General features: G+C 69.4%; 14 protein-coding genes. 7 read left to right on the top strand and 7 right to left on the bottom strand.

Annotation, left to right across the window (positions count from 1 at the left end):
• Nucleotides 1–61 precede the first annotated feature (61 nt).
• The 6 genes from ACIGO6_RS21075 (at nucleotide 62) to ACIGO6_RS21050 (ending at nucleotide 5,535) form a co-directional block, all read left to right on the top strand.
• A complete protein-coding gene (locus ACIGO6_RS21075; protein WP_399878403.1) occupies nucleotides 62–799 on the top strand; it encodes an alpha/beta fold hydrolase in 738 nt (245 codons plus the stop codon).
• A gap of 179 nt (nucleotides 800–978) precedes the next feature.
• Nucleotides 979–2,232, top strand: a complete 1,254-nt coding sequence (locus ACIGO6_RS21070) for an extracellular solute-binding protein (protein WP_399878401.1) — start codon at nucleotides 979–981, stop codon at nucleotides 2,230–2,232.
• Nucleotides 2,233–2,263: 31 nt separating this feature from the next.
• On the top strand, nucleotides 2,264–3,118 hold the full coding sequence (locus ACIGO6_RS21065) for a carbohydrate ABC transporter permease (protein WP_399878937.1): 855 nt from the start codon (nucleotides 2,264–2,266) through the stop codon (nucleotides 3,116–3,118).
• Nucleotides 3,119–3,130: 12 nt separating this feature from the next.
• The gene (locus ACIGO6_RS21060) at nucleotides 3,131–3,946 is read left to right on the top strand and encodes a carbohydrate ABC transporter permease (RefSeq protein ID WP_399878399.1); all 816 of its coding nucleotides are present in this window, start codon (nucleotides 3,131–3,133) and stop codon (nucleotides 3,944–3,946) included.
• 113 nt (nucleotides 3,947–4,059) lie between these two features.
• On the top strand, nucleotides 4,060–5,076 hold the full coding sequence (locus ACIGO6_RS21055; protein ID WP_399878397.1) for a helix-turn-helix domain-containing protein: 1,017 nt from the start codon (nucleotides 4,060–4,062) through the stop codon (nucleotides 5,074–5,076).
• A gap of 96 nt (nucleotides 5,077–5,172) precedes the next feature.
• On the top strand, nucleotides 5,173–5,535 hold the full coding sequence (locus tag ACIGO6_RS21050) for an SsgA family sporulation/cell division regulator (RefSeq protein ID WP_399878936.1): 363 nt from the start codon (nucleotides 5,173–5,175) through the stop codon (nucleotides 5,533–5,535).
• Here ACIGO6_RS21050 and ACIGO6_RS21045 read toward each other — a convergent pair.
• From ACIGO6_RS21045 to ACIGO6_RS21025, 5 genes are all read right to left on the bottom strand, one after another.
• A complete protein-coding gene (locus tag ACIGO6_RS21045) occupies nucleotides 5,422–7,218 on the bottom strand; it encodes an MFS transporter (RefSeq protein WP_399878395.1) in 1,797 nt (598 codons plus the stop codon). The two genes, ACIGO6_RS21050 and ACIGO6_RS21045, sit on opposite strands and share 114 nt — an antisense overlap.
• A 15-nt stretch (nucleotides 7,219–7,233) precedes the next feature.
• Complete coding sequence (locus tag ACIGO6_RS21040) at nucleotides 7,234–7,971, bottom strand: YoaK family protein (RefSeq protein WP_399878393.1); 738 nt, start codon at nucleotides 7,969–7,971, stop codon at nucleotides 7,234–7,236.
• Nucleotides 7,952–8,476, bottom strand: a complete 525-nt coding sequence (locus tag ACIGO6_RS21035) for a DoxX family protein (protein ID WP_399878391.1) — start codon at nucleotides 8,474–8,476, stop codon at nucleotides 7,952–7,954. Before ACIGO6_RS21035 ends, ACIGO6_RS21040 begins: the two co-directional genes overlap by 20 nt.
• A gap of 55 nt (nucleotides 8,477–8,531) precedes the next feature.
• Nucleotides 8,532–9,194, bottom strand: coding sequence for a hydrolase (locus ACIGO6_RS21030; protein WP_399878389.1), 663 nt, complete (start codon nucleotides 9,192–9,194; stop codon nucleotides 8,532–8,534).
• A 131-nt stretch (nucleotides 9,195–9,325) separates the two neighbouring features.
• Entirely contained in the window at nucleotides 9,326–11,203 is a 1,878-nt protein-coding gene (locus ACIGO6_RS21025; RefSeq protein WP_399878934.1) for an amidohydrolase, read from the bottom strand.
• A 465-nt stretch (nucleotides 11,204–11,668) separates the two neighbouring features.
• Here ACIGO6_RS21025 and ACIGO6_RS21020 point away from each other — a divergent pair, with 465 nt between their 5' ends.
• Nucleotides 11,669–12,073, top strand: coding sequence for a RidA family protein (locus ACIGO6_RS21020; RefSeq protein ID WP_399878387.1), 405 nt, complete (start codon nucleotides 11,669–11,671; stop codon nucleotides 12,071–12,073).
• A 212-nt stretch (nucleotides 12,074–12,285) separates the two neighbouring features.
• Here the strand turns inward: ACIGO6_RS21020 and ACIGO6_RS21015 are convergent, their stop codons facing one another.
• Entirely contained in the window at nucleotides 12,286–13,413 is a 1,128-nt protein-coding gene (locus ACIGO6_RS21015; protein ID WP_399878385.1) for a low temperature requirement protein A, read from the bottom strand.
• 50 nt (nucleotides 13,414–13,463) lie between these two features.
• Nucleotides 13,464–14,831, bottom strand: a complete 1,368-nt coding sequence (locus ACIGO6_RS21010; RefSeq protein WP_399878383.1) for a dihydrolipoyl dehydrogenase family protein — start codon at nucleotides 14,829–14,831, stop codon at nucleotides 13,464–13,466.
• Between the last annotated feature and the right edge of the window lie 233 nt (nucleotides 14,832–15,064).

Here is a 15,064-nt window from a genome sequence, read left to right as displayed (position 1 = left end):
CGACGCCGTGACCGGACACGCTTGGTTGAGGGATCCCCCCAGCCCGTCGGAGGTCACCGGCATGCACCGACCCAGCCGCCCATCGCCGACCATCGTGCTCGTGCACGGTGCGTTCACGGACGCGTCGTCGTGGGCGGAGGTCATAGCCCTCCTTCACGATGACGGACGGACGGTACTCGCCCCGGCGAACCCTCTGCGCGATCTGGCACAGGACGCCGCCTGGATCAGAAGCGTGGTCCAGGGCATCGACGTCCCCGTCGTGCTGGTCGGCCACGACTACGGCGGCGCGGTCATCACACAGGCCGCCACCGACACCGACAACGTCGTGGCCCTGTGCTACGTCGCAGCCTTCGGTCTGGACACGGGCGAGTGCGTCCTGGACGTCGTGAACCGCTTCGCCCCCGCGCCGGAGGCCGGTGCGATCGTCACCGCGGACCTCCCCGCGCGCACGTCCGGTCGCCCGGAACGCGGCATCCACCTTCGCGAGGACCTGTTCCCCCAGGCGTACGCGGCCGACCTCCCGCCCCTCGTCACAGAGGAACTGGCCGTCACCCAACGCCCGATCGCCTGCGACGCACTGACCGGCAGGTCGGGCAGGCCCGCCTGGACCTCCACACCGTCCTGGTACGCGATCGCGGCCGCCGACCGGATACTCAACCCCACCGCCCAGCGCTTCATGGCCCAGCGCATGGCAGCAGCCGAGCACGTGCTGGACGGATCGCACGCCGTGCTTCTGTCTCAGCCCGACGCCGTGGTGGCGATGATCCTCGAAGCCGCCGAGCAGAGCCGGTGTCTCTGACGACCCCGACGACCAACCGCACGAACCCCGCCTCGGGAACACCCGCGTAGTGAGCCGTCCGAGACCATTTAGGATGCATTCGAACACAATCACCGGTCCGGGCGATCCCGACGGCCCTTGGAGCTTCGCCTCCGCGATACGGCCTGAGCCCCGAACAGTCACTCGGTAAGGGCACCAGCATGATCTCACCGGCCGGACGGCGGGCATGGCGCGTCTCCACCCACTTGGCCGCCATTCTCGCGCTCACTTCGGCCATCACCGGATGCGTCGACGGGTCCGGCATCGAGTCCGCCGGGGGCGAGGTCACCTCCATCACCGTGCTCGACTACTACACCGACACGTCCGAACACGCCCAATGGAACGACATGCTGGTGACCTGCGGCAAGGCGGCCGGCGTCAAGGTGGAGCACACGAGCGTCCCACCGGCCTCACTCGTTCCCAGAGTGCTGCGGCAAGCCTCTTCGCGGACCCTTCCCGACCTGTTGATGCTGGACAACGCCGACCTCCAGCAGATCGCCCAGACCGGCGCGCTGACCCCGCTGGAGCCGTACGGCATCGACACCTCCGGCATCTCCGAGGGCATCCTGTCAGCGGGTACGTACGAGGGAGAGGTGTACGGGCTGGCTCCCTATGTCAGCACAGTCGCCCTCTTCTACAACAAGGACATGCTCGCCGAAGCCGGTGTCACCGTGCCGAGAACTTGGGACGACCTGAAGAGGGCGGCGGCCGCGCTGACCCGCTCGGGAAGATATGGCATGGCGGTCGACGCGAGCGCCACCTTCGAAAGCAGCTGGCAGTTCCTGCCCTTCCTGTGGTCCAACGGCGGGCACGAGAGACAGCTGGACACCCCACAGGCCACGCAGGCGCTTCAACTGTGGGTCGATCTGGTGTCGAGCGGGTCCATGTCGAAGTCGGTGCTGAACTGGACTCAGGCCGAGGTCCACGACCAGTTCGCCGCCGGGCGGACGGCCATGATGATCAATGGTCCGTGGCGGATCCCCGCTCTGAACGCGGACAAGGACCTGAACTGGGGAGTAGCCCCCGTCCCTGTGCCCCGAACGGGGCAGAACCTGATCACCCCTCTGGGCGGTGAGGTGTGGACCGTCCCGCAAGGCCCCTCCAAGGCCCGGCAGCAGAAGGCCGCCCAGGTACTCGCCTGCCTCAACGACTCCGCCAACATGCTCGCTCTGGCCGAGCAGCACTTCACGGTCCCCTCCCGCACCGAGGTCGCCGCCCGGTACGCCGAACAGAACCCCTCATCGGCCGTCTTCGTCGAGAGTGTGGAACGAGCACGCTCCCGCACCGAGGAGCTCGGCGTCAGGTGGCCCAGGGCGGCGACCGGGATCTACACCGCGATCCAGTCCGCGCTGACAGGGGAGCAGACACCGGAGCAGGCCCTGAGACACGCCCAGCAGATCGCGACCGGTGACTGACCTGTCCGGCCCCGGGCGTCTCGCCCGGTGGATGTTCGTCCTGCCCGCCGCGGCCTATCTGCTGCTCTTCTTCGGCTACCCGCTCGTCAAGAACGTCGTGATGAGCTTTCAGCAGTACACGACCACCACGTTCTACACGGGCGCCGCCCCGTTCGTCGGGCTGCTGAACTACTCGAGGATCCTTTCGTCCGAGCTGTTCTCCGAAGCCCTGGCGAACACCGTCCTGTTCACCGCGGCCTCGGTCCTCGGGCAGTTCGGCATCGGCCTGTTCCTCGCGCTGTTCTTTCAGCGCCGCTTCCCGCTGGGTGGCATCCTGCGTGGACTTCTGCTGCTGCCCTGGCTCATGCCCCTGGTCGTCACCGGTACGACCTGGAGGCGAATGCTCGACCCCGAGACGGGTGCCGTCAACGCACTGCTGCGCGGTCTTCACCTCTCCGCGTCCGGTGTCCCCTGGCTCACCAGCACCTCACACGCCCTGGTGTCGGTGATCGTCGTCAGCGTCTGGGTCGGCATCCCGTTCAACACGGTGATCCTCCACAGCGGCCTGCAGAGCCTCCCCGGGCACCTGTTCGAGGCAGCGAAGCTGGACGGTGCCGGACCGGTCAGGTCCTTCCGCCACGTGACCTGGCCACTGCTGCGACCTGTGGTGAGCGTCGTGCTCGTGCTGGACGTGGTCTACACGGTCAAGGTGCTGGACATCATCCTCGTGGTCACGGGAGGGGGCCCGGCGGACGCCACGGAGACCGTCGCCACCCGCGCGTACGAGCTCTCCTTCCAGCAGTTCGATTTCGGGCGCGGTGCCGTGCTGGGCAACGTGCTCATCGCGCTCTCGCTCCTCTTCGCCCTCGTCCACCTGCGCGTCGACCGCCGCGCCCGGAACGTGTGAGACGGAGCGCCCATGAAGCGGGTCCCGCGCCGCGGTCTCCTGTCCACCCTGGTCGGGATCGTCCTGCTCGCGCTGATGCTGTTCCCGGTCTACTGGGTGGTGAACGCCTCCCTCCAGGCGAACGGGAACACGCTGCGAGGAGGCTGGTTCCCCCTCCCGCCCGACTTCAGCGGATACGTCGTCGCACTGCGCGCTCAGGGGCGCGCTCTCCTCACCAGCATCATCGTGTCCCTCGGCAGCGTGGTGCTCAGCCTCGGGCTCGCCGCGCCGGCGGCCCACGCGCTGGCACGGTTCTCCCTGCGCGGTACCGACCTCATGCTGCTGGGGGTCCTGATCACGCAGATGGTTCCGGGCATCGTCGTGGCGAACGCGCTCTACAGCGCCTACACCGACCTCGGTCTGCTGAACTCCCACCTCGGTCTGATCCTCGCCGACTCCACCGCCGGCACCCCTCTCGCCATCGTCATCCTGTACTCGTTCATGCGGACCATCCCCGAAGAGATCATCGACGCCGCTCGCGTGGACGGCGCCGGCCCGCTGCGCGTCTTCCGCTCCGTGGTGCTGCCGGTGAGCGTCAACGCGTTGATCACCGCTGCGGTCTTCACCTTCCTCTTCGCCTGGAGCGACTTCCTCTTCGCCCTCACCCTGACCACCACGCAGTCCGTTCAGCCGATCACTCTCGGCGTCTACCAGTACCTCGGTGCCCACACGGACCAGTGGAACGCCGCCATGGCCACCGCGGTCCTGGCCTCCGCCCCCGCCGCCCTGCTGCTGGTCGTCGCCCAGCGCCACATCGCCGCCGGCACCACCGAGGGAGCCGTCAGGTGACACCCCGTCGCTTCAGAGCGGGGACCTGATCTAGCGGGTTCACGCGATGTGCCGGTCCGGTCCCGCTGACACGGTGGTGAGGAAGGCACACACCGGCCGAAGGACAGAGAACAGTGGCCCCAGACGTCCAGGAACCCAGCACTCTCCACGATCGCCGCACCCCCGACTCGCTCTCCGCCCCAGACCGGCGTGCGTACTGGCGCGCGACCTTGTCCCGGATGCTCGGCGTCGTGGACCTGACCGCCCCGGACGACGCGGGCACCGGCACGGTCAGTGCCACACCGCTCGGGCGCCTCCAGGCCGTCACCGTGGTCGGCGACGCCCTGACCGCCGTGCGGGCGCACCGACTCGTCGCGAGGGACAGCCGGAGTGGGTACATCGTGGTCACGTTGCTGGACAGCGGGTCCGGCCGCTTGGAACAAGACAGCCGTGTGGCGCTCCTGGCCGCCGGAGACGTCTTCGTCCACGACGTGGCACGCCCCCTCCGGTTGTCCTTCCCCGAGCCCTTTCGGACCAAGTCCCTTGTTCTGCCGAAAGACGTCCTGAGTCTGAGCGAGTCCGACCTGGCCCAAGTGACCGCCCGTCCACTCGGCCCCGACACGTCTCTCGGCGGTCTGCTCGCGCCCTTCCTGGCCGGGCTCGTGGACGGCGCCGGAAACTGTGCGCCGCGCACCGGCGAACTGATGGCACGCAACGTGGTGGATCTGCTCGACGTGCTGGCCGACGACCTCCTCGGCCGAGCGACCGAGGACACGCCCCGTGGGAACCGGGCACTGCTGCTGCGGATCCAGGCGTTCATCGACCGGCACCTCGCGGATCCCGATCTGACCCCGCAGGCCATCGCCGAGGCCCACCACATATCCCTGCGTTACCTGCACAAGCTGTTCGAGAGTGAGGACGCCACAGTCGGCCGGTGGATTCAGCGCCGTCGCCTGGAGACATGCCGACGCGACCTGACGCTGCACAGGAACGCCGGGATCGCCGCGGTGGCACACCGGTGGGGCTTCACCAGCGCCGCGCACTTCAGCCGGGTGTTCCGGACCGCTTACGGCATGGCACCCCGTGAGTGGCGGGCGACTCAACAACTGACGCCGCAGCGCATCTCCTCCGCACAGCTCACGGATGCCTGAGAAACCCGCCGCTCCTCCGGGGGAAAGCAAGTGAACGATCCGCGGAAACCGTCAGTCGCCCACAGGACGACGGTGCACGTCAGCGTCCCGGGCGGGATGTCGGCCCCGCTACCCGCGGTGCTGCTCTACGATCCGGATGACCCGTACGCCGTCCGCCTCTCCTTCGGCGCGCCGGCAGCCGACCCCGTGGACTGGGTGTTCGCCCGCTCGTTGCTCATCGAGGGCCTGCGTCGCCCCGTCGGCATCGGGGACGTGCTCGTGATCCCCCGGCACGGTCGCCATCCGCGGTTCATGCGGATCGTCCTGAGGTCCCCGGCCGGCGTGGCGGTGATAGACGTGGCTGAGTCACCGGTCACCGCGTTCCTGCGGCGGTCCGTCTCTCTCGTACCGCCTGGAACGGAGAGCTTCCACATCGACTTGGACCGAACCCTGGACGCGCTCACCGGCCGATGGGACTGACCCGCGCGGCACAGCCCGCCGGGTTGCCGGGTGGACGTCAGCCGATGTGCGGGCCCCGTCGGCCGGCCGCGTCACGTCGCGCACCACGGGCCCGGCGGTGACGTCGAACGCATGCGTCACCTCGGGTGCGGTACCCGGCACCAACAGGCGACGGGCAAGTTCCTCGTGCCCGCGGTCGGTGGCCGTGAGCCGGTCGTGGTGCTGGGCGAGGTGCTCGGACCACGAGGCGACCAGGTAGTTCTCGATGAACCTTCCCGGATCGTTACCGTCCTGATAGAGCCCCCAGGCGTAGGCTCCCGTGCGCCGACGCGAACGAGCCACGTAGGCCATGTGGTCGGTGAACGCGGACCTGCTCTCGGAGCCGACCCGGTAGGACACCGAGACCAGCACCGGGCCATCGGTCGGGCCCGGCACGAACACCAGCGGCGGGGCGGGCCAGTGGTCGGACGGCGTCGGGTCGACCGCGTCCGCGTTCAGCGGCCAGCGGCGGGTGCTCACCGCGCAGGCCAGGAGCGACGCGGCGGCTGTCAGGAGGGAGACGGTCAGTCCCGCGCCGGCGGCCAGCGCGCCCCACACGGGCGCCGCCAAGGCCTGCCCGCCCTGGAAGACCAGGAGGTACACCGCCAGCCCTCGTGCCCGCACCCAGCCGGGCAGCCTCGCTTGGAGATCCGCGTTGAGGGTGGACAGCACGCCGATCCAGGCCAGCCCGGCGGGAAGCAGCACGACCACCGTCAGCCAGGGAACCGGCACCGTCGCCAGGACGACCAGCACCGCCGCGAACACGACGGCACCGGCGGCGAGTGTGCCGCTCGCACCGAGGGTGCGTCGCACGGCCGGCAGGACGAAGGCACCACCCACGGCGCCGACACCGACCGCGCCGAGCAACAGACCGTACCCGCCCGAGCCCAGTTCCAGGGAGCGGCTCGCGACCAGGGGGAGCAGCGACCACAGCGCGGCGCCGCCGGGTATGAACAGCACCGTGCGGAGCAGGATCCGGCGGACCCCGGGCGCGTTGCACACGTACCGGCGGCCGACGCCCAGGGCCGTCAGGACGCTCTCGTTCCCGGCCGTGGGTGCCTGAGGCCGCGGCCGCCTCCAGAACAGGAGTGCGGCGGCGATACCCAGGTAGGACACCGCGTTGAAGGCGAAGACCCAGCCGGCACCCGCCGCCGCGACGACCGCCCCGCCGAGGGCCGGCCCGAGCGCACGGGCCAGGTTCATGTTCACGGCGCCGAGCGCGGCGGCCTCGCCCAGCTTGTCCCGCTCCACCAGCTCCGGCTGGATCGCCTGCCAGGCCGGACCCATCAGGGCGGTTCCGCACCCCATCAGGAAGGTGAGGCCGAGCAGGATCCCGGGCGTGAGCTTCCCTGCGAACGCGAGGACGGCCAGCCCGGAGGAGACGGCGAGCATGGCGATCTGAGCGGCCAGCAGCACTCTGCGGCGGTCGTAACGGTCGGCCAGCGCGCCCGAGGGCAGGGCCAGCAGCATGACGGGCAGGCTGGACGCGGTCTGGACGAGCGTCACCAGTTCGGCACTGTGCCCGATCAGCAGCCATTGCGCGCCCACCGTCTGCATCCAGCTGCCGACGTTGGAGACGAGCTGTGCGATCCACAGGGCGCGGAAGACGCGCGCTGTGAGCGGGGACCAGGCCGAAGCCCGCCATCGACGCGTCTTCGTTGACACCGGGGCACCCACGGCTCAGGACGGCGACCGGATCCAGGCCGGTTCGGCGGCCGAGAGACGGTGCGTGACCATGGTCGTGAGGGCGAGGAGCAGGAGGATCAGGGCGAGGGTGAGCACGAGGTGGTCGTGCAGCACCAGCTGTGCGCCCGCGTAGGCGCCGAGGAACATGATCAGCACCGACAGGATCCGGCGGCCGGGCCGCGGTCCCTCACCGCCGGCCCGGCCGGAGTCCGCGGCCAGGCCCGTCAGCGTCAGGGTCAGCACGGTCGTGGTGAGGTCGGGGACTCCGAGTCGCCGGGCCGCGGCGTTCTGCAGGCCCATGGCGAGTCCGAGAAAGACGATCAGTGTGTACCGGACGACCGTGGTGACCTGCCCGTCGGTGACCGCCGCGGCGGCCACGGTGACAGCGACCAGCACCGTCTGTACGGCTGTGGCCGCCTTCAGCAGTTTTCCTCGGTGGGTCGCGAACCGGTCGGCGAGTCGGCCGCCGGCGTGCGCTCCGGTGAGGAAGGCCGCCAACGCCACGACGGAGGCGACCGCGGACAGGTCCGCGGCGCCGACCAGGGCGAACCCCAGGAACACCACGTTGCCCGTCATGTTGGCGACGAAGACATGCCCGAGCGCCAGATAGCTCACCGCGTCGACCAGGCCGGTCACCAGCGTCAGCGTGAGCATCAGGGGAGGCAGCGGGCCGTGGCGGTCCTGCCTGGGCGGCGCGAGCGTACGGACCATGTCATTCAGCAGCCTGCGCACTGTGCTTCCTTTCCGTATCGGTGGCCGGGCGGTGCAGCACGGCGCGCGTGAGCAGTCCACTGACCGGGCCGGCCAGGAGCGCGCAAAGGACGACCCACAGCGGCCAGGGGTCGAGGTCCAGCGCCCGGTCGAGCGACCACCGGCCGGGCCCGGTGAGGGCCAGCGCCGCGAAGACGGCGACGAGGACCGTTGGGTATTCGTATCCGTCGTTCTGCACCCACAGGCCCTTGTGCCGCTTGACGGTGCCCGCGACCGTCATCACTCCCATGGCCGCCATCGCGGCCGGCGGGGTGAGCAGGCCGGCGGCCAGGAACAGGCCGGCGCCGATCTGACTGGCGCCCGCGACGACCGCGGTGATCCGGCCACCGCGGAACCCGTCGCGGCGGAATTCCTCGGCTCCGCCTGCGAGGCCGTTGCCTCCCAGCCGGAAGCTCACCTTCTGGACTCCGTGACCGGCGAGGAGCAATCCCGTCACCAGCCGGAGGACCAGCAGTCCAGCATCCATGGTTTCCCTGCCTGTTCCTGACTCGGTCTCCGTGACCGCGGCGTGTGTGAGCGGTTCAGCCGGCGGCGTGGGCTCCGATGACGGCCTGCGCGTAGACGACGCCGAGGCCGTAGGTACCGGCGTGCTCCTTCACGACGTCCATGACCGACATGTAGGTCTCGCCGCGCGCCCAGTCACGCTGCAGTTCGAGCAGTACCTGGACCCAGGTGACCGGGACCACGCCGGCCTGGAGCATGCGCTGGACGGCGTGCTCGTGGGCCTGCGGGCTGACGCCGCCGGACGCGTCGGTGACCACGTAGACCTCGTAGCCCTGAGCCAGGGCGGAGAGGGCGGGCAGGACGACACAGACCTCGGTCCACAGCCCGGCAATGACGAGCTTCTTGCGGCCGGTGGCCTTGACCGCGTCGACGAAGGCGGCGTCCTCCCAGGCGTTCATCGTGGTCCGGTCGACGATCTCCTGCTCGGGGAAGACCCCGGCCAGCTGCGGCAGGAGCGGTCCGGAGAAGGACTCGGCGGCCACGGTGCTCAGCACGACCGGTACGTCGAACACCTTGGCGGCCTTCGCCAGCCCGACGGTCGCGTTGATGATCGCGGTGCGGTCGCCGCTGCCGGTGCCGAAGAACATCTGCGGCTGGTGATCGACGAACAGAACGGCACAGTTGTCCGGGGTGAGCAGGTCGGGGCTGGGGGCCGCGGTGACCTCGGAGACGTTGACCATGGGAAAGCCTTTCCTGAGGGGATGGACGCGGACAGGTGTCCGCGGGTGAGTACGGCCGCGCCGTGCGCGGTGTGCCGCGATGCGGTGGAACACCCGGGAGGGACGGCTCGTGACCGGCGGTTCCCGGGAGATCAGAGGGAGAAGCAGGGGTCGAAGAGCGTGCTCGACGGCTGGGGGTCGAGAGTGCGCCGGGCCCGCCACTGGCGGTGCTGCTCGGACTCGGTGACGGCCTGGCCCAGCAGTTCCGCCTGGCGAGCGCCCGACAATCCCGTGGCGGGCGTGGCCTGGTAGCCGCCGAAGTGAGCCACCGGGCTCCATGCGGGGCTGACCGGTGGCAGTTCCTCCTCGAGGCCCTCGTACTCGGCGGCCGCGTGGACGATCCGGCCACCGACTACCGTCAGCAGGGACTCGATGTGCGCGATGTCCTGTTCGGGGACGGTGAAGTAGTCCTCGGAAAGGACCGCCAGATCGGCGAGGAAACCGCTGCGCAGGACGCCCTTGACCCCTTCCTCCCCGGTCAGTGAGGCGCCCGCCTCGGTGAACATCGCCAGCGCGGTCCGGCGGTCGACCCGGTTGTGCGGTGGACGCAGGACCAGGTCGCCCGCGGTGCGGCCGGTGACCAGCCAGTGCAGGGCGATCCACGGGTTGTAGGTGGAGACCCGGGTGGCGTCGGTGCCGGCCCCGACGGTCAGTCCACGCTCCAGCATGGCCCGCAGCGGCGGGGCGTCCGCAGCAGCTCCAGGGCCGTAGCGGCTGAGGAACGCCTCACCCTGGAAGGAAAGGCGGTTCTGCACGGACATGGCGCCGCCGAGGGCGGCGATGCGGTCCAGGCTGTCCGCGGAGACGGTTTCCGCATGGTCGAACAGCCATCGGTTGCCCGCCGGAAAAAGTCCGTCCGCCGCTATCTTCTCGAAAACCGCGAGGTCCCGGCGAATGGTCTCGTCATACGTGGCGTGCAGACGGAAACCCCAACCGTGCTCCATCAGGAGACGTACGGCCTTCTCGAACTCCGTCTCGTAGTCGCCCAGTTCCGGCCGCGGCTCGGCGAAGTTCTCGAAGTCCGCCGCCGCCCACGTCAGATTCTCGCCCGCTCCGTTGAGACGAAGCCATTCGTCTCCGTCCTCGGGCCGGGCCACTTCGATCCAGCGCCTGAGGTCATCGATCTCCTGGCCGGCGGTCTGCGGGAACAGGTGATAGGCGATGCGCAAGGACAGTTGCCCCGCCTTCGCCAGTTCGACGACCGTGCTGTAGTTGTCCGGGAAGTTCTGGAACCCTCCGGCCGCGTCGATCGCCGATGTCAGGCCGAACCTGTTCAGCTCCCGCAGGAAGTGCCGAGTGGAGGTCTTCCTGTCCTCCCCCTCCAGCATCGGGGCCTTCGCAAGAGTCGAGTAGAGGACGAGCGCGCTGGGAGCCGCCAGCAGCATGCCCGTCGGCTCGCCGTCCCGCCCCCGTACGATCTGACCGCCTTTGGGATCGGGCGTCTCCCGAGTGAGGCCGGCGGCCTTGACGGCTGCCCGGTTGAGTACCGCGGCCTGGTACAGGTGCAGGACGAAGACCGGGGTGTCGGGTGCGGCGGCGTTCAGCTCGGTGACGGTCGGCAGCCGCCGTTCGGCGAACTGCTCGGCGGACCATCCGCCCACGACCCGTACCCACTGGCCCTTGGGTGTGCGTGCCGCCTGCTGTCGCAGCATCGCCAGCCCCTGGCGAAGCGTGCGGACGCCGTCCCAGCGCAGTTCGAGTACGTAATTGAGACCGCCACGAATGACATGCAAGTGCGCGTCGTTCAGACCCGGAATCATCCGGCGGCCGAGCGCGTCGACCACTGTCGTATCTGGACCGACGTGCGGGGCGACGTCGTTGTCGTCACCGACCACGGTGATGACGCCGTCGCGAATGGCGATCGCCTCGGCCTGCGGACGGATCGCATCTCCGGTGTGGATTTTGGCGTTGCGAACGACCAGGTCTGCGGCGTTGTCGGTGGCGCGGTGAGTAAGCCCACCGACCGGCATCGTAGACACCTTTTCGTCCTCCTTCTTACAGAACGGGAAACGCCGATGCCGTCCGCACCGACTTCAACGCACGCCACGATCAGCGGACGGGGAACAATCTGCCTGCGCGTGCATTCGGTCGTCACTTTGTTTCCTGCACCGCAAACCTAGGCCGCACCCCAGGAACCGTTTTTTCCAGTAGTGCACGGGATGCGTTCCCAGAGTGCACCGAGCCTTCATCCTGTGCCGGCGGGTGAAGTCGATTGGTCAGCGGACGCGGTGACGGGGCAGAGCATCCCGCCGCCGACACGACGATTCCGCTCGTCGCACGGGCACCGAAGGGACCCACCGCAGCCAATTCTGCACACGCGGAGAACACATCGACGGCACTGCCAGACAAGCATCGTTCACACGAACCCGTAGCCTCTGCGCGTAAGGGGCCTGTCTGCAACTGACGGCCCACAAACTGTTTCAAGGGATTGATCCATGCGCCCTCAAGTGAAGGCATTCGGGTTCGACATGCCGTGGGAATCGTTGTACGGGTACAGCCAGGCCACTCAGGTCGGTGACACGGTTTACGTGTCGGGGCAGCTGTCTCACGACCGTCACGGCAATTTCGTGGGGGCCGACGACTTCGAACTGCAGGTCCGGACCACGCTGGAGAATCTGGATCTGGTGCTGAGGCAGTTCGGGGCCGAGCGTAGCCAGATAGTAGAGACCACGGTTCTGGTGAGAAACCTGCGCGAGAACTTCGACACGACGGCACGCCTCCACGCCGAATACTTCGGGAAGCACCGGCCCACCAGCACGGTCATGGGTGTTGCCGACTTGGCACTGCCGGAGCAACTCGTCGAGATCGGCGCGCTCGTGCGTCTCGATGTGAAGCCATAGGTGGAAAAGCCGCTCCGCCTCCTTCAGTGAGGCACTTGCATCCTGTGCCGGCGGACGAAGTGGGCGGGGCATCGGGGGCGGTGACGAGGCAGGGCCCCTTACGTCGTCGGCGTGGTGATGTCACTCAGCACGCCGACGGCCGAAGGGGCTCTGTTGGTTCCGCGCGGCCCTCAGTGTCCATCGGCACAGACCATCCAGCGGAAGGGAGTGGATCAGCGGCGCCGCGCCCCGGCCACCACGGCCGCGGCCGCCAGGAGCAGCCCGGAGACGAGCGCGGGGGCGGCGGTCCAGGAAGCCGCCAGGACCCCGACCGCTGCCACAGGGAACAGAAGGCGTTCGGCCGGGCTCTTCTGGTGCGGTCGCAGTTGCACCGCCCAGACCGTCAGCAGGAACACGGCCGCCGGGACGGTGATCGCGGCACCAGCGGCGGCCGACGTGGCCGTGGTGTGGCGTGTGACGTGGTCGGCATAGGAGGCAAGGCCGGCGCCCTCCGCAGTCGCCGAGGCGAACACGAGGTAGTGGCCGTAGGCCCAGGGAAACCTCCTGCGGTGGTCCTGGTGGGTTGTCGCGAGCAGGGCGTGCGCGGGGCGGGCGAAGTACAACCACCACATGGCGAAGGCCATGAGCAGGCCGCCCGCCGCCAGCGTCCAGAGCGGACCGGTGCCGTGGTGCCGGTTGAAGGCACCGCGGACGGCGACGGTGGCCGCCGCCACGGATTCACCCAGCACGATGAGCGTGAACAGCCCGTAACGCTCCGCGATGTGGCCCGGGTGCCAGGGGGTCATTCCGGCGGACTGGGCCCACACGGGAACGGACAACTCGGCCAGGATCATCACCACTATGCCCGGAAGCATCAGGCTCGTCGGGACGAGAAGCAGCCCCACCCAGCCGAGTTGGCACAGAGCCACACCGGAGGCGAAACGCAGCGCGGTCCTGCGTCGAACGGGGTCGGCCAGCGCGGCACGCAGCCAGAGTGCGGCCAGAGCCGTGCGCAGTACGACGTACCCGACGGTGATGACGGTCAGATCACCGGCCTCGAAGGCGCGGTCCACGCCTGCTGCGAGCACGAGTGATCCCGTTATCTGCAGGAGCACCGAGAGACGGTACGGAACGTCGTCCGGGTCGTAGGCGGAAGCGAACCAGGTGAAGTTCATCCACGCCCACCAGATGGTGAAGAACACCAGCGCGAAGCGCAGCACGCCGGTGACGGGATCGCCGGTCTCCAGGGCTGCGTGCAGGCTCCCGGACGCCTGCGCCACCGCGACGACGAAGCACAGGTCGAAGAAGAGCTCCAGAGGGGTGGAGGTCCGGTGCGGCTCACCGGAATCGCGGCCGGCCATCGTGCGCCACCGCCTGGTGTCCCGCGGTGTCAGCGAGGCGAGTCGGCGGTTCAGCGGAGAGCTCCCAGAGCCGCCCCGACCGTCCGATGGAACGTGGGGTACGGGTAGAGCATGTGCCGTAGCCGGTCGACCGGTACCTCCGCGTGGACGGCTACGTTGAGCCCGTAGAGCACCTCGCCGCCCACCGGTCCCGCCGAGGTGGCGCCGATCAGCACCTCCCGGTCGGCGTCCTCGACGAGTTTGACGAACCCCTCGTTGCCCGGCCCGTGGATCCAGCCACGTGTGGAGGAGGACAGAGGCACCACGCTGGTGCGGATCCGCAGCCCTCGGTCCCGGGCCTGCCGCTCCGTCAGCCCCACGGCCCCGATCTCCGGATCGGTGAAGGTGACTCGGGGCAAAGCCCGGTAGTCGGCGTCGGGACCGGGCTGACCGAGGATGTCCCGTACGGCGATCTCGGCTTGGTACATCGACACATGAGTGAAGGAGCCCCGGCCGGTGATGTCGCCGACCGCCCACAGCCTCGTCCCGGCGCGCATCCGTCCGTCCGTGGGGACCGCTCCCGCCTCCGGATCGAGCCCCACCGTGTCGACCCCCAGGGCGGCCAGGTCGGCGTACCGTCCGGTGGCGACCAGGACCCGTTCTGCCCTCAACAGCCTTCCATCGCCGTCGAGGCACACGGTGAACCCGGTGCCCTCATGGCTCACCTCCCGTACTCGCACACCCGTGAGAACGGTGACACCGTCGGCACGAAGCGCCCGCGCCACCAACTCCCCCGCATCCGGTTCTTCCTGCGGCAGCAGCCGGTCCCGCTCCTCGATCACCGTGACATCGCTGGTGAAACGGGCGAAGACCTGGGCGAGCTCGGCGCCGATGGCACCGCCGCCCAGTACGACCAGGGATGCCGGCAGTTCCCCGGCGGCCATGGCGTCGCGGCTGGTCCAGTACGGCGTCCGCTCCAGGCCAGGCACCGGAGGGATGCGGGGCCGGGTGCCGGTGGCGAGCACCACACCGCACCGGGCCTCGAAGGTGCGGCCCTCCACCGTCACCCGGCCTGGCCCGGCGAGCCGCCCAGTTCCCCGGACAAGTCTTCCGCCCTTCGCCGTGAAGCGGTCCGCGGCGGTATCGTCCTTCCAGTCGTCAGTGGCCTCGTCGCGGATCCGTCCCGCCACGATCGTCCAGTCCGGAGTCACAGCGGCCGCTCCGGCCAGGACGGGCGCCCGGCCTGCCTCGGCAAGCACGTCCCCGGCCCGGATCATCATCTTGCTCGGCACGCACGCCCAGTACGGACACTCGCCGCCCACGAGTTCCGCCTCGACGCCCACCACGTCCAGCCCTGCTTCGGCCAGCGTGCCGGCGACGTATTCGCCGCCCGGTCCCAGTCCGACGACCACAACGTCGGCCTGCTCGTTCCCGCTCATACCTCTCCTCGTTCCGCCGGCTCACAGGGCACGGGCTCTTCGGCCGACGCTAGAGCGGCCGGAAGACGGGCCGAGTCCGCCGACGCACGCGTACTTGCCCGAGAGTGAAAGGCCGGCACCGGGGCAGGGCACAGTGCGCCGTCGGTCACCACCGCGTGCGCTGCCGGTCAAGGCGGCACCGGCAGTGCGCCGTCGGTCACCACCGCGTGCGCTGCCGGTCAAGGCGGCACCGG

The sequence above is a fragment of the Streptomyces sp. NPDC053750 genome (assembly GCF_044544295.1).
In the GTDB taxonomy this organism is placed as follows: domain Bacteria; phylum Actinomycetota; class Actinomycetes; order Streptomycetales; family Streptomycetaceae; genus Streptomyces.
The sequence above is the reverse complement of the archived record's forward strand: the minus strand, read 5'-3'. Positions and strand labels throughout refer to the sequence as shown.

Bases quoted from the DNA above. Each gene is read 5' to 3' on its own strand.
- ACIGO6_RS21075 (WP_399878403.1), top strand. From the start codon at position 62: ATGCACCGACCCAGCCGCCCATCGCCGACCATCGTGCTCGTGCACGGT.
- ACIGO6_RS21070 (WP_399878401.1), top strand. From the start codon at position 979: ATGATCTCACCGGCCGGACGGCGGGCATGGCGCGTCTCCACCCACTTG.
- ACIGO6_RS21065 (WP_399878937.1), top strand. From the start codon at position 2,264: ATGTTCGTCCTGCCCGCCGCGGCCTATCTGCTGCTCTTCTTCGGCTAC.
- ACIGO6_RS21060 (WP_399878399.1), top strand. From the start codon at position 3,131: ATGAAGCGGGTCCCGCGCCGCGGTCTCCTGTCCACCCTGGTCGGGATC.
- ACIGO6_RS21050 (WP_399878936.1), top strand. From the start codon at position 5,173: ATGTCGGCCCCGCTACCCGCGGTGCTGCTCTACGATCCGGATGACCCG.
- ACIGO6_RS21035 (WP_399878391.1), bottom strand. From the start codon at position 8,476: ATGGATGCTGGACTGCTGGTCCTCCGGCTGGTGACGGGATTGCTCCTC.
- ACIGO6_RS21030 (WP_399878389.1), bottom strand. From the start codon at position 9,194: ATGGTCAACGTCTCCGAGGTCACCGCGGCCCCCAGCCCCGACCTGCTC.
- ACIGO6_RS21025 (WP_399878934.1), bottom strand. From the start codon at position 11,203: ATGCCGGTCGGTGGGCTTACTCACCGCGCCACCGACAACGCCGCAGAC.
- ACIGO6_RS21020 (WP_399878387.1), top strand. From the start codon at position 11,669: ATGCGCCCTCAAGTGAAGGCATTCGGGTTCGACATGCCGTGGGAATCG.
- ACIGO6_RS21015 (WP_399878385.1), bottom strand. From the start codon at position 13,413: ATGGCCGGCCGCGATTCCGGTGAGCCGCACCGGACCTCCACCCCTCTG.
- ACIGO6_RS21010 (WP_399878383.1), bottom strand. From the start codon at position 14,831: ATGAGCGGGAACGAGCAGGCCGACGTTGTGGTCGTCGGACTGGGACCG.